The sequence below is a fragment of the Salinihabitans flavidus genome, assembly GCF_900110425.1.
GTDB classification, from domain to species: Bacteria; Pseudomonadota; Alphaproteobacteria; order Rhodobacterales; family Rhodobacteraceae; genus Salinihabitans; species Salinihabitans flavidus.
This window is the reverse complement of the sequence record NZ_FODS01000021.1, coordinates 23,987-37,913: the sequence shown is the minus strand read 5'-3', so window position 1 is coordinate 37,913 and position 13,927 is coordinate 23,987. Positions and strand designations below refer to the sequence as shown.

The window sequence follows — 13,927 nt, the reverse complement described above, 5'->3', positions numbered from 1 at the left end:
CGGAGTGATCCGATATGACCAATCATGAGGCGCTGCTGTTTATCAGCATATGGTTCGGCCTCTTTCTCGTTCTCGGCCAGAGTGTGGCAATCGTTCTTATGGGAGCCGGCATCATCGGAATTGTCGCTCTGGTGGGCGTCAAGGTGCTTGGTGGACTGTTGGCGCCCGACATCATTGGGGCGGCGTCTTCCTTTTCGTTGTCGATTATTCCCCTCTATCTGGTCATGGCGCAGTTTCTTCTGCGTGGCCGTGTGGTCGAGGATCTGTTTCTGGTTGGCTACCGGCTGTCAGGACGCCGGCGCTTTCCCCTTGGGGCGGCGACGATCGTATCTGGTGGCCTTCTCGGCGCAGTGTCCGGGTCTGGCGCGGCGGCCTCGGCCGCACTTGCCTCAATGGCCAGCCCGCAATTGCAACGTGTGGGCTATACACGTAGTTTCTCAATCGCACTTGCCGCGATCAGCGGCTCGCTTGCTGCAATCATTCCGCCTTCGATCATCATGATTATCTATGGCTCTCTCACTTTGGTGCCTGTTGGTCATTTGTTCATTGGAGCGCTTTTACCGGGGGTGCTGTGTATTGCCGTCTATATCGGATGTTTGCATTTCTTCGCGGAGGTCAGCGAAGAAGGCACCGACACTGATGAAGGTATCGAAACCGATGTGAGTCGAAGCGCCGTTTCTGCCTTCGTTTTTGTCCTGATCCTGATGACCGTTATCTTTGGAGGCATTTACGGTGGAATCGTCACCGCCGCAGAGGCCGGAGCACTAGGGGCCGTAACGGCGCTGATCGGAATGCTCGGAATGCGACGAATCGGGTTGCGGGATGTGTTCGAGGCCCTAACCGATTCCGTCAAAGTGACCGCGATGCTCATGTTTATCGTTCTGGGAGCACAGGCGTTTGGTCGGTTCCTCTCGCTATCCCGTGCGCCAAGGGAATTGCTCGATTTTGCGGCCCCAATGCTCGAAAACCCGACGGTATTGATCGCTTTGCTTCTACTGGTATTCTTTGTCGCCGGCCTAATACTCGAATCCGCCGCCGTCATGGTGTTGATCATTCCGATCATCATGCCGCTTCTGAACGCTGCTGAGGTCGATCTCATATGGTTCGGCGTAATGGCGTGTTTCATGATTTCACTCGGCCTTTTGACGCCGCCAGTGGGGCTCGCGACATATGCTGCCTGTGCGGCTGCAGGGCATCCCGTCGCGCCGATATTCCGGCGCACAGGACTGTTTGCGCTGGTGACGGCGGTGATCGTGTCATTCATTCTCGTGCGGTTTCCAGAAGTCGTGACCTGGCTACCAAGCAGAATTCAATAGGGGCTGGAATGATACGCTTGATAGGGAAATTCGAATGGGGACTAGCCGCCATCGGCGGCGGTATGTGCCTGCTTGCGATCATGGGGATAACTGTCCTGACTGTATTTGGTCGCTATATTCTACAAGCTGACCTCATCCCGGGTGGTTACAACATGATCGGAGGAGCTTTCTTTCCCCTCCTGGTGTTCTGGGGCCTGCCGCTGGCGCATCGTTCCGGCAGTTTTCCAAAGCTGGAAGTCATTGATGTCTTTCTGTCGAAACATGTCGCCAGAGCCGTTGGCGCCTTTGTTCTACTATGTGAGCTAGCGGTCTACGCGGTGCTGACCTGGTATTGTGCGAAATACACGATCACCGCTTTTGAATTCGGTCGGCAGCTACAGATTGGAACCGGATACTGGCCGTCCTGGCCGGTGGTAATCATGGCGCCGCTATCCTTCGGTATCATGATGATCGAGGTGGTTCGCCTCTTACTGCGTGACGTCCGCGCAGTCTTCAATTGAGAGAGGTCATGAAGCAAAAGGACAAGTCCAACGCCGTCTGCCTGTTTCATTTCAATCTGAACTGCACCGATCTGGACTGCTCAACAACTTTCTATGAACTCATTGGCTTCCATCGGGTGATCGAGTTCGAAGAGACGGACGCCGAAAGAAGTTTTGCTGATATCGGGCTTGTTCCGATTCTGCGTGTGCCCGAGGGATGCAAGGCACGAGCCCGGTTTCTGATGCTGGGCGATGACCCGCGCGCCACACGGCTTGATCTCATCGAATGGACATTACCACCGACGCGGGGGCGCCTTTCCGGGGACCTGACCGCCGTGGGCGTGCCCCGTATCTGTTTGCGTGTGCGGAATGCGGACGAGATGCACGAGGGACTGTCGTTGGCCGGGCACCAACCCTACTCACCTCCGACCGAAATTGACATGGGCGGCACGCGGCAAAGGGTTTTCTGCTGTCCTGACCCCGACGGCTTTATCGTCGAATTCATGGAGTTCCTGAGACAGGAACGCACAGCAAATCGAGAGGAGCCGGGTGATGACCATCGATGACCGCAAGATCGTCATGCACTATATTGTCGAGGATCATGCAAAGCGCCAACCCGATAAAGCCTTCCTTGTCACGCGTGAACGTCGACTGACCTATGCCGAAACCGATGCGCTGGCAAATAGCGTTGGGAGAGGCTTCGCATCGCTCGGTGTGACCAAGGGTGATCGCGTGCTGGTCATGATGCCTTCAGGCATTGATTTCTTTCTTGTATGGCTCGGACTTTGCAAGATCGGCGCGCTTATGTGTCCGATGAACGAAGCCTATGTGAAACGAATGCTCGCACATCAGGCATCGGATTGCGGCGCCCGCCATGCGGTCATTGCGCAGGGGTATCTTGATCGTTGGATGGAGGTGGCCGAAGACCTTCCCGATCTGCAAGACGTCATCGTTTGTGACGACGGGGAGCCAGGGTGCAAAACGCCTTGGATGCAGCACGAATTCACGGTGCTTTTCGAACAGTCGGACGATCCGCTGCCGCCTGTTGTCCGTTACTTTGATCCGATGGCCGTATTTTATACCTCTGGTACCACCGGACCGTCAAAGGGGGTGCTTTATCCCTACGCGCAAGCACACGCGACCGCCGCGGGTCAGGCCGCGCTCTGTGATCCCGATGACGTGCATTACATGTGCGCTCCGATGTTCCATGTGGGGCTTGTACATCTCGCAGGCATTCCGCTGATCGCCGGGGCGACGCTGGCAATCAGGCCAAAGTTCAGCGCTACCGAATTTTGGGATGATATCCGCTATTTCGGGGCGACGATGACTCTCATAATCACAGCAATGCCTGCGTTTCTACTGGCACAGCCCGAGAGTGACGACGATCGAGAACATCCCTTGAAAAAAGTGATCATGGCGCCGTTGGTCGGGGATGTAGGCAAGTTCAAGCGTCGCTTTGGAATTGAAAAAGTGGCCACTCTTTTCAACATGACGGAGGTCAGCTGTCCGCTGCAAACCGGGTTCGAGCTGCCCAATGGGCGCACTTGTGGCCGCCCCCGTGCTGGCGTGATCGCCCGGATCGTCAACGAATACGACGAAGAAGTGCCGAACGGCGAGGTTGGTGAACTGGTCCTGAGGTCGGAAAACCCATGGGAGTTCAATCTCGGATACTGGAAGAAGCCGGAGAAAACCGCCGAGGCATGGCACAACCAATGGCTGCACACAGGTGATCTGCTTAGTCGTGACGACGATGGATATTTCTATTTCCATGACCGCTTGAAGGACGCGATCCGCCGCCGGGGCGAAAACATCTCGTCGTATGAGATCGAGCGCGAGGTGGACGCCCATCCCGCAGTGCGCGAAAGCGCGGCGGTGGCGGTCGAATCGCCATTCGGAGAGCAAGAGGTGAAGATTGTGGTCAGTCTCACTCCCGGTGCAGAGCTATCACCCGAAGCGCTCTCGGCGTTTCTGGCCGAGGTGCTGCCGCTCTACATGCGCCCTCGGTATATCGACATGCGTGTTGATGAACTGCCCAAGACACCGACAGGCAAGATTCAAAAGCAAACCCTTCGTGATCTAGGCACGAAACAGGCTTGGGATGCGGAGGCCAAGAAATGATTTTTGGCTAAGCAGCGTGAAATAGTCAAAGTACATAGCGTCGTCGCCCTTTGTTGTCCTATGGGCCCGCTTGCGGTTCCCGCTTCATGCGGTGAAAGTGCAGGCCGACACTTATGGCGTTGGAAAGGGCTGTTTATGAAATTCGTTCGCTATGGAGAGCCGGGGCAGGAGAAACCCGGCGTACTGGACGCTGATGGCGAAATTCGTGATCTGTCGGGGCTGATCCCGGATCTGACAGGATCGGTTCTGGTCAATCTCGGTGCACTGTTCGGCCTGGATCTGACAGTCCTTCCCAAGGTGGAAGGACAACCCCGCCTTGGCCCGCCGGTGGGCGGAACGGGAAAATACCTCGGGATCGGTCTCAACTATGCTGATCATGCCGCTGAAGCCGGGCTTGCAGTTCCCCCGGAGCCGGTGCTTTTCATGAAGGCCACGAGTGCAATCTGTGGCCCTGACGATCCGATTATCATTCCGCGCGGTGCAGAGAAGATCGACTGGGAGGTGGAGCTTGCCGTGATCATCGGAAAGCCCGCGAAATACGTTAGCGAACAAGAGGCGCTTTCCCATGTGGCAGGTTACGCAGTCAGCAATGATGTGACTGAGCGTGGTTTTCAGTTCGATCGGGCCGGTCAGTGGACGAAGGGCAAGAGTAGCGACAATTTCGGCCAACTCGGGCCTTGGTTGGTCACACCGGATGAAATCGCTGATCCACAGGCGCTTCGGCTTTGGCTGACCGTGAATGGCAAGACCATGCAGGATGGCACAACCGCAACAATGGTTTACGGAGTTGCCTATCTTATTCACTATCTCAGTCAGATCATGACCCTGCTCCCGGGGGATGTGATTTCAACCGGTACACCGCCGGGCGTTGCGATGGGCCGCACGCCGCCACCATATCTCAAGCCGGGAGATGTGCTTGAACTTGGGGTCGAGGGGCTGGGACTGCAGCGTCAGAGGGTGGTTGCCGACGGCTGGTGACTATTGTGCTGCTGACCTTCAGGTGCGCGGGGCCGCGGTAGATGTGGCCCCCAAAAGCAGGAGGCGCGAAAGCTCAGGTTTGTTTGCCGCAACTCAGGAGAAAAGATTCACGTAGGTCTCGCGCAAGGCCTTTTTCTGAACCTTGCCCATCGTATTGCGCGGAAGCTCCTCTACCAGAGCAACGTATTTGGGTTGCTTGAATCGCGCAATTTTATCCGACATCGCATCTAGTATCGCCTCTTGCGATGTGCCTTTGCCTTGGTGCACAACCACCGCGATGACTGCCTCTCCGAGGTCAGGATGCGGTACGCCGACCACCGCACTTTCAAGCACCCCGGACAGATCGTCGATGACGCCCTCAATTTCCTTGGGGTATACGTTGAATCCGCCGGAGATTATCAGATCTTTCGCCCGCCCCACGATGGTAACATAGCCATCTGTATCGACATATCCCAGATCGCCGGTAATGAACCAGCCGTCGGGCCGTAGCTCTTCGGCAGTTTTCTGTGGCATCTGCCAATAGCCCTTGAATACATTCGGTCCGCGCACTTCGAGCACGCCGATTTCACCGGGGGCGACCTCGCAGCCCTTGTCCATCACCCGCAACTCGACGCCCGGCAGCGGAAAACCAACCGTCCCCGCCCGCCGCTCTCCTTCATAGGGATTGGAGGTGCTCATATTGGTTTCCGTCATGCCATACCGTTCGAGGATGCGATGGCCCGTCCGCTGTTCCCAGCGTTCGTGTGTTTCCACCAATAGTGGTGCGGACCCGGATACAAACAGCCGCATGTTTGCCACGCGATCGCGATCAATCCGCGGGTCGTCCAGAAGACGCGTATAGAAGGTGGGAACCCCCATCATTACTGTCGCGCGTCGCATCGCGTCCAGGATATCATCGACATCGAAGCGCGGCAGGAAAATAACCGAGGCTCCGGACAGGAGTGCAACATTGGTGGCCACGAAAAGCCCATGCGTATGAAAGATCGGAAGCGCATGGATCAGCACATCTTCATCGGTGAATTGCCAATAATCGCGTAGCACTTCGGAATTTGATGAGAGATTGTCATGGCTAAGCATTGCGCCCTTCGACCGACCCGTTGTGCCGGAGGTATAGAGGATGGCAGCCAGATCCTCTCCCCGTCGTGCGACGGGTACGAACCCGGCCGCCTGACCTTTGGCGGCTTCGATCATGCTTCCGTATCCCTCTGCGTCGAGCGTCATGACGCGCGCGCCATCGGCGTCCCTGACAATCTCGGCTTCCCGTGCTGGGTCGCAGACCACTACACGCGGGGTGGCGTCGCGAAGAAAATAGGCGATTTCATTCGAAGTGTAAGCGGTATTGAGCGGAAGGAAGACAGCCCCCGCCATCACCGTCCCGAGATAGAGTTCGATTGCTTCAAGCGTTTTCTCAACCTGCACTGCCACACGGTCGCCCGGAACGACCCCAAGTGTGACCAGCGCCGCAGCCATACGTTCGGCCCCACCAAAGAGCGCATCGAACGTGATATCCGGCAGCCCACCGGGACGCATGGCGAAAACCGCGTCTTCCCGACCGAGAGACGCACGGCGCAGCCGTGAAATCAGATGATTGCTGTCATACATACCGATCCCTTTCTGAAAACCGCCCTGTCATCCCTTGGCAGAGAAAAAAGATCAAGGGCGGGCATGGATTCCCCCGTATGGCGCGCCTAATCTCTTGCCATGATAACCACTGGTATCCCAAAGCCGAATACAGCACGCGGCGTCTTTTTCAAGCTCAGCGCATTGCTTCTGTTTGCGATCATGGCCTCATTGATCAAGGCCAGCGCACCGCATGTGCCCCCGTGGCAGGCGGTCTTCTTTCGCTCATTTTTTGCCATGATCGTGATCGTCATCTGGCTTTTGCACAGAAGAGAACTTCACACAGGGTTGCGGGTGGTCAATCCTATGGGCCACTTCTGGCGCGGATTTATAGGTACCACGGCAATGGGGCTGGGATTTGCTGGACTCGGCCTTCTGCCATTTCCTGAGGTGACGGCCATCGGCTTTACCGCGCCCCTGCTGACGGTTGTTTTTGCATCCATGTTTCTTGGTGAACAGGTGCGGTTGTTCCGGCTTTCTGCAGTGGGCTTTGGTCTTCTGGGGGTTCTGGTGATCCTCTACCCACGCCTGTCGGTGTTCGATCAGGACGGTACAGAGACCGTTGCGATGCTGGGTGCGATGCTGGTGCTGGGCTCTGCGGTCTTCCGCGCTTTGGCGCAGGTTCATATCCGTCGCCTTGTGCAGACGGATCAGACCTCGGCCATCGTTTTCTTCTTCTCTCTCACAGCCACGCTTCTTTCGCTTCTGACGATTCCGCTTGGCTGGGTCATGCCCTCGGGTTTGGAACTCATCTATCTTGTCGGGGCGGGGCTTCTGGGCGGGCTGGCGCAGATCTTTCTCACTACGTCCTATCGCTATGCGGAGGCGTCGGTGCTTGCACCATTTGACTACTCCTCGATGATCTACGCGCTGTTGATCGGCTATTTCATATTCGGCGAAGTGCCGACACTGGTCATGCTCATTGGTGCATCGCTCATCATCGGGGCGGGGATCGTAATAATATGGCGTGAGCGTCAGCTTGGTCTGGAACGGTCGAAGGACCGAAAGACACTCACGCCACAAGGCTGAGCCGGTCGGCGTGCGACAGGTGCCGTTCGCGCGTGGATTTCACTCCCGTACCAACTTCTCATAGCTTTCCGCGATTTCCCGAGTCAGTCGACCCACCTCGAAACTGTAGTCTCCGATCTGGCCTACTGGCGTGACTTCGGCGGCAGTGCCGGTAAGCCAACACTGCTCAAACCCTTCCAATTCTTCAGGCATGATGTGACGTTCATGCACCTTTACCTGGCGCGCCTCCAACATACCGATCACGGTCTGGCGCGTGATCCCATTGAGGAAACAGTCCGGCTTGGGAGTATGCACCTCGCCGTCCTTGACGAAGAAGATATTGGCGCCGGTTGCTTCGGCCACATAGCCGCGGTAGTCGAACATCATGGCATCTGAGCACCCTTTGGCCTCGGCTGCATGCTTTGACAGCGTGCAGATCATGTACAGCCCTGCCGCCTTTGCATGGCACGGGATGGTTTCGGGGCTGGGCCGTTTCCACTTGGAAATATCCAGCTTCGCGCCCTTCATCTTGGCATCGCCATAATACGCGCCCCATTCCCAGGCAGCGATGGCAAGCCGAACCGGATTTCGTGACGAGGCAACTCCCATGTCTTCTCCAGCGGCGCGCCATGCGACGGCGCGCACATAGGCATCCGAATAGCTGTTGGCCCTGAGGACATCTGTCTTGGCCGCCTCGATTTCGTCCACGCTGAAGGGGATCTCGAAATCGAGTTGGCTGGCGGAATAGTGCAACCTTTCGGAATGTTCGCGGCTTCTGAATATCTTGCCGCCATAGGCGCGCTCGCCCTCGAACACGGAACTGGCGTAATGCAGGGCATGAGTCAGGATATGCACATTGGCCTCGCGCCAGTCGATCAGCGCCCCATCCATCCATATCTTGCCGTCGCGATCATCATAACCAGCCATTCCCTCGATCCTTCTCGCAGCGATATTTTCATTTATTGCGCTTAATGTGTCCGATTCGGACATAAAGTTACGCAAAATCTGCGATTCGCTACCAGTTTGCTCTTGGAGTGTCAATAAAGCTGACTTATTGTGGCGTCAGAAGAGGCATTTTGTGAACGCGAGGTGGCCATGGCCGAGAAGAGCGGCGGCGAAACCCTGTTGTTCCTGACAGATGAACAACTCCGGCAAGGAATCGAGGCGATGTATTTCGCCTATCGTGGGTTTACCGCAGACCCGGATCGCATCCTTGCCGACCTGGCGTATGGTCGGGCACATCACCGTGCGATCCACTTTATCAATCGCGCGCCGGGAACAACGGTGACAAATCTACTGGCGATACTCGGGGTAACAAAGCAATCGCTAAACCGTGTGCTGCGAACTCTGATAGAAGACGGCCTCGTTGAAAGCCGCGTTGGCTCAAACGACAAACGTGAGCGTAATCTCTATTTGACCGAGGCGGGCAGGGAACTTGAGAGTCGACTGTCGGATGCGCAGCGCACGCGAATGCGTGCGGCTTTTCGAGAGGCCGGACCGGAAGCGGTTGCCGGGTTCCGACGCGTGCTTGAGGCGATGATGGATACGGAGATGAGGCGTCAGTATCACACCTTGCGTGAGAGCGGACAATGAACACCATAGAACCGCATCTGCTGATCGTCGATGATGATGAACGGATCCGGGGGTTGCTGCGAAAGTTCCTTGTCCGGCACGGATTCCTTGTCACAGCCGCGCGCGATGCGGCTCATGCGCGCCGCATCCTGTCAGGGTTGGATTTCGATATGATCGTGCTCGACGTTATGATGCCCGGCGAGGACGGCGTGAGCCTCACCCGTCACATTCGAACGACCGCAACGACGCCGATCCTGCTACTGACGGCAAAGGGCGAGATCGAGGACCGAATAGCCGGGCTTGAGGCCGGGGCCGACGACTATCTACCCAAACCCTTTGAGCCGAAGGAGCTGCTGCTGCGTATCAATGCGATCCTACGGCGTGTTCCGGACGAGCCTGCGACCGAGACTTCGCCCAAGGTACTGAACCTTGGCCCGGTTCGCTATGATACCGAGCGTGGCGAGATGTGGCGCGGCTCGGACCTCGTGCGCCTGACCGCGACCGAAAGCCAATTGATGAAGATCTTTGCGGTCTCTGCCGGAACACCCGTCACTCGCTCCAAGCTCGTGGAGGATCTGGGCCGTGATCGCGGACAGGCACAAGAGCGCGCAGTTGATGTGCAGATCACTCGCCTGCGCCGGAAGATCGAAATTGATCCGAAGCAGCCACGCTATCTTCAGACTGTGCGGGGCGCGGGCTACATGCTGGCGCCGGATTGACGCTCACCTTGTATGGCTTGCTGCCCGGTCCGGTGCTGAATAGGATGAGGTCATGACAACCGCTCTTTATACTCATCCCGATTGTCTGGATCATATCATGCCACCGGGTCACCCAGAACAGGTGGCGCGTATGGCACATGTTTCCGAGGCGCTTTCAGCGCCGTCGTTTGCTGCACTCGACCGCCGCGATGCGCCGTTATGTAGCGATGCCGATGTGTTGCTTGGTCATCCGCAGCGCTATTTCGATCGCCTTCAGACAAAAGCTCCGGTGAGCGGCACACGACCGCTCGACGCGGACACACATATTTCACCCGGCTCGCTCACCGCCGCGCGCCGCGCGGTTGGTGGTGCAATCGCTGCCGTGGACGCTGTGCTGTCGGATGAGGTTTCCAATGCCTTTGTCGCTTGTCGCCCACCGGGACATCACGCAGAGCAGGAAAAACCTATGGGATTCTGCCTGCTCGGCACGGCCGCCATCGCTGCGAAACATGCGCTCGACCGGCATGGCCTGTCGCGGGTCGCTGTGGTGGATTTTGACGTGCATCACGGTAATGGAACGCAGGCGCTTTTGTGGAATGAACCGCGTGCGCTTTTCGTCTCGTCGCATCAAATGCCGCTTTGGCCTGGTTCAGGACATCCTCATGAAACCGGCGGGCATGACAATGTAATCAATCTGCCGCTCGCCCCGATGAGTAGTGGTGCAGAGATGCGGCGCACCTATGAAAGCGAAGTTTTCCCGGCATTGATCAGATTCGCCCCTGAACTACTCATTTTGTCGGCCGGGTTTGATGCTCACACCGCCGACCCCTTGGCGCAGCTTGACTGGACAACCGAGGATTTCACCTGGCTGACCGCGCAGCTTTGCGATGTGGCCCGGGAGGTTTGCGGTGGGCGCGTTGTCTCGACGCTTGAGGGAGGGTATGATCTGAAAGCACTGGCGAACAGTAGCGCCGCCCATGTCCACGAACTAATGAGGAATGGCACAGCATGAACGACAAGCCCGTTGAAGAAATGAGCTTCGAAGAAGCTATGGCCGAGCTTGAAAAGGTCGTCGGCGATCTTGAACGCGGCGATGTCTCGCTTGAGGAGTCGATCAATCTCTACAAACGCGGCGCTGATCTCAAGGCCCGTTGTGAAGCAAAACTCAAAGAGGCAGAGGAAAAGGTCGCAGCGATCACGCTCGATTCCGAAGGCAACCCCGATGGATTGAAGCCAGTCGAAGGTCTGTAGTCGCCCTACGCTGCACGCGAACCGCCCGAAGGACGAAACACAGGTGCTTCAGATACGACTCAAGCAGGCCGCCGCCGAGGTGCAGACCCATCTCGACACCGTCATGAACGATTTCACCGATGTGCCGGTGGTGGAAGCCATGCGCTATGCCAGTGCGGGCGGCAAACGACTGCGCGCCTTTCTGGTTTTGGAGGGCGCCCGGTTGCACGATGTGCCGCGTGAAAACGCAATATGGCCAGCGGCTGCGATCGAAGCGATCCATGCCTACTCCCTGATGCATGACGATCTGCCTTGTATGGATGATGATGAACTGCGCCGCGGTCTGCCGACCGTGCATGTCAAATGGGATGAAGCCACCGCAGTTCTGGCCGGTGATGCGCTGCAAACGCTGGGCTTTGAATGTGTCACATGCCCCGAATGTCATGCAGATCCACAGGTTCGCGCTGAGTTGGCACTGACGCTGGCCCGAGCGGCTGGTGCGCGCGGTATGGTTCTGGGACAAGCCCGTGACATTGCTGCGGAAAAGGCACAGAATGCGCTCACATTGGATCAGATAACCGCTCTTCAGGCTGGAAAGACGGGGGCACTTTTTGAGTGGTCGGCACAATGCGGGGCACGCATGGCGGGCGCCGATCCGGCGCCGGAACGTGCCTTTGCGACCGCGCTCGGTCTTGCCTTTCAGATTGCCGATGACATCTTGGATGTGGAGGGCGATGCCGAAAAGGCAGGCAAGAGACTGCAAAAAGACGCGGATGCAGGCAAAGCCACCTTTGTGTCGCTTCTGGGACTCGATGGCGCGAAAGCCCGTGCACAAGAGTTGTCAGAGGCGGCTTGCGATTCACTTGCCCCCTACGGCTCGCAAGCCGATACCTTGCGAGATGCGGCGCGTTTCGTTATTGCGCGCGACAACTGAACCAGAAAGGCGGCATCCATGTCAGCCCGGCCCGAAACACCCCTTCTCGACCGCGTGTCGCGCCCTTCCGATCTCAAGCATTTCGCGGATGCTGAACTTGCCCGCCTCGCGCAGGAGTTACGGGCCGAAACTATTTCCGCGGTCGCCGAAACAGGGGGACATCTCGGGGCGGGCCTGGGTGTGATCGAGCTTACCGTGGCACTGCACGCGATTTTCGACACCCCGCGTGACAAGATCGTCTGGGACGTGGGGCACCAAAGTTATCCGCACAAGATTCTAACAGGGCGTCGCGACCGTATTCGCACCATTCGGCAGAAGGACGGTCTGTCGGGTTTTACCAAGCGTTCGGAAAGCGTGTATGATCCCTTCGGAGCCGCCCACAGTTCCACGTCTATCTCTGCAGCGCTGGGTTTCTCCGTGGCGCGGGACCTTGGCGGGCAATGCGAAGGTGGGCTTGGCGATGCAGTCGCCGTGATTGGTGATGGCGCGATCTCGGCGGGCATGGCCTATGAGGCGATGAACAATGCCGGCCATCTCGGAAAGCGGCTTTTCGTCATCCTGAACGACAACGACATGTCTATCGCGCCGCCGGTTGGTGCCATGTCCGCCTATCTCTCGCGTCTTTACGCGGGTGAACCGTTTCAGGAGTTCAAGGCCGCAGCCAAGGGCGCGGTATCGCTTCTACCGGGACCGTTCCGCGAAGGGGCGAAACGGGCCAAGGACATGCTGAAAGGCGCGACCGTGGGCGGCACCCTGTTCGAGGCGCTGGGATTTTCCTATGTCGGTCCCATCGACGGTCACGATATGGAGCAACTTCTTCCGGTTCTACGGACACTGCATCAGCGGGCCACGGGGCCGGTGCTGCTTCATGTGTTGACAAAAAAGGGGAAGGGCTACGCCCCCGCAGAGCGTGCGCGTGACAGAGGCCACGCCACGGCGCGTTTCGATGTGGGGACTGGAGAACAGAAGAAAGCAACCAGCAACGCGCCGTCCTATACCTCTGTATTCGGCAAGGCGTTGGTGGAACAGGCGGCAAAGGATGACCGCATCGTGGCGGTTACTGCGGCCATGCCTGACGGTACCGGGTTGAATCTTTTCGCCGAGCGATTTCCCAGCCGCTGCTTCGATGTGGCGATCGCCGAACAACATGGTGTGACATTTTGCGCGGCGCTGGCTGCTGGCGGTATGAAGCCCTTTTGTGTGGTCTATTCCACCTTCCTGCAACGCGGTTACGATCAGGTGGTGCATGACGTAGCAATTCAGCGTCTTCCCGTGCGATTTGCCATTGACCGTGCAGGGCTGGTCGGCGCCGATGGCGCCACCCATGCGGGCAGTTACGATATCGCCTATCTGGCGAACCTGCCCGGCTTTACCGTCATGGCCGCCGCCGACGAGGCAGAACTGAAACACATGGTCGCCACTGCCGCTGCCCATGACGATGGGCCCATCGCCTTTCGCTATCCGCGCGGCGAAGGCGTTGGGGTCGAGATGCCCGAACAGGGGAAAGTTCTCGAAATCGGTAAGGGGCGCCTTATCCAGAAGGGCAAACGCGTTGCGCTTCTGTCCTTCGGCACCCGACTGGAAGAGGTGAAAAACGCCGCTGAGACACTGGCGCAGAAGGGAGTCACACCCACAATCGCCGACGCCCGCTTCGCCAAGCCCCTCGATCGGGATATGATTCTCGAACTCGCTCGAACCCACGAAGCGTTGATTACGCTTGAAGAGGGTGCCATTGGCGGCTTCGCCTCCCATGTGGCGCAACTTCTGGCGGAGGAAGGTGTTTTCGACAGTGGTTTGAAATTCCGCTCTATGGTGCTGCCCGACAAGTTCATCAATCAGGCCAGCCCACGTGACATGTACGACAGCGCCGCAATGAATGCCGAACATATCGAGGCCAAGGTACTTGATACTCTTGGAATCACACGTATCGGAAGCCTCCGCGCCTAGTGTGGGGTTTGGCCTATAATTCCTTGC

General features: G+C 57.6%; 14 protein-coding genes. 12 read left to right on the top strand and 2 right to left on the bottom strand.

What is annotated here, in order from left to right; genetic code table 11:
• Positions 1 to 14: 14 nt before the first annotated feature.
• From BMW66_RS15210 to BMW66_RS15190, 5 genes are all read left to right on the top strand, one after another.
• The gene (locus BMW66_RS15210; protein WP_093119739.1) at positions 15 to 1,316 is read left to right on the top strand and encodes a TRAP transporter large permease subunit; all 1,302 of its coding nucleotides are present in this window, start codon (positions 15 to 17) and stop codon (positions 1,314 to 1,316) included.
• Positions 1,317 to 1,324: 8 nt separating this feature from the next.
• Positions 1,325 to 1,816, top strand: coding sequence for a TRAP transporter small permease (locus BMW66_RS15205; protein WP_093119737.1), 492 nt, complete (start codon positions 1,325 to 1,327; stop codon positions 1,814 to 1,816).
• 8 nt (positions 1,817 to 1,824) lie between these two features.
• Entirely contained in the window at positions 1,825 to 2,361 is a 537-nt protein-coding gene (locus BMW66_RS20395) for a VOC family protein (RefSeq protein ID WP_093119736.1), read from the top strand.
• The gene (locus tag BMW66_RS15195; RefSeq protein WP_093119735.1) at positions 2,348 to 3,913 is read left to right on the top strand and encodes an AMP-binding protein; all 1,566 of its coding nucleotides are present in this window, start codon (positions 2,348 to 2,350) and stop codon (positions 3,911 to 3,913) included. The genes BMW66_RS20395 and BMW66_RS15195 overlap by 14 nt, the downstream gene beginning before the upstream one ends.
• A 135-nt stretch (positions 3,914 to 4,048) precedes the next feature.
• A complete protein-coding gene (locus BMW66_RS15190) occupies positions 4,049 to 4,891 on the top strand; it encodes a fumarylacetoacetate hydrolase family protein (protein WP_093119733.1) in 843 nt (280 codons plus the stop codon).
• A 93-nt stretch (positions 4,892 to 4,984) separates the two neighbouring features.
• Here the strand turns inward: BMW66_RS15190 and BMW66_RS15185 are convergent, their stop codons facing one another.
• Positions 4,985 to 6,493, bottom strand: a complete 1,509-nt coding sequence (locus BMW66_RS15185; RefSeq protein WP_093119732.1) for a malonate--CoA ligase — start codon at positions 6,491 to 6,493, stop codon at positions 4,985 to 4,987.
• Between the two features lie 99 nt (positions 6,494 to 6,592).
• Between BMW66_RS15185 and BMW66_RS15180 the strand changes: the two genes are divergently transcribed.
• The gene (locus tag BMW66_RS15180; protein ID WP_093119731.1) at positions 6,593 to 7,540 is read left to right on the top strand and encodes a DMT family transporter; all 948 of its coding nucleotides are present in this window, start codon (positions 6,593 to 6,595) and stop codon (positions 7,538 to 7,540) included.
• 39 nt (positions 7,541 to 7,579) lie between these two features.
• Here BMW66_RS15180 and BMW66_RS15175 read toward each other — a convergent pair whose 3' ends face one another.
• On the bottom strand, positions 7,580 to 8,446 hold the full coding sequence (locus tag BMW66_RS15175) for a branched-chain amino acid aminotransferase (protein WP_093119730.1): 867 nt from the start codon (positions 8,444 to 8,446) through the stop codon (positions 7,580 to 7,582).
• Between the two features lie 168 nt (positions 8,447 to 8,614).
• On the opposite strand from BMW66_RS15175, the gene BMW66_RS15170 reads away from it, so the two are divergent.
• The 6 genes from BMW66_RS15170 to dxs are packed head-to-tail and all read left to right on the top strand — an operon-like array spanning position 8,615 to position 13,900.
• Positions 8,615 to 9,112, top strand: coding sequence for a MarR family winged helix-turn-helix transcriptional regulator (locus tag BMW66_RS15170; protein ID WP_093119728.1), 498 nt, complete (start codon positions 8,615 to 8,617; stop codon positions 9,110 to 9,112).
• Entirely contained in the window at positions 9,109 to 9,810 is a 702-nt protein-coding gene (locus tag BMW66_RS15165) for a response regulator (RefSeq protein WP_093119727.1), read from the top strand. The genes BMW66_RS15170 and BMW66_RS15165 overlap by 4 nt, the downstream gene beginning before the upstream one ends.
• A 52-nt stretch (positions 9,811 to 9,862) precedes the next feature.
• Positions 9,863 to 10,801: a histone deacetylase family protein gene (locus BMW66_RS15160; RefSeq protein WP_093119726.1), complete on the top strand. Its 939-nt coding sequence runs from the start codon at positions 9,863 to 9,865 to the stop codon at positions 10,799 to 10,801.
• Positions 10,798 to 11,040 carry an exodeoxyribonuclease VII small subunit gene (locus BMW66_RS15155; RefSeq protein ID WP_093119725.1) on the top strand — a complete coding sequence of 81 codons (243 nt, stop codon included), beginning with the start codon at positions 10,798 to 10,800 and terminating at the stop codon, positions 11,038 to 11,040. Before BMW66_RS15160 ends, BMW66_RS15155 begins: the two co-directional genes overlap by 4 nt.
• 43 nt (positions 11,041 to 11,083) lie before the next feature.
• A complete protein-coding gene (locus BMW66_RS15150) occupies positions 11,084 to 11,953 on the top strand; it encodes a polyprenyl synthetase family protein (RefSeq protein WP_342741878.1) in 870 nt (289 codons plus the stop codon).
• 18 nt (positions 11,954 to 11,971) lie between these two features.
• Positions 11,972 to 13,900, top strand: a complete 1,929-nt coding sequence (gene dxs, locus BMW66_RS15145) for a 1-deoxy-D-xylulose-5-phosphate synthase (RefSeq protein WP_093119724.1) — start codon at positions 11,972 to 11,974, stop codon at positions 13,898 to 13,900.
• The last annotated feature ends 27 nt before the right edge of the window (positions 13,901 to 13,927 follow it).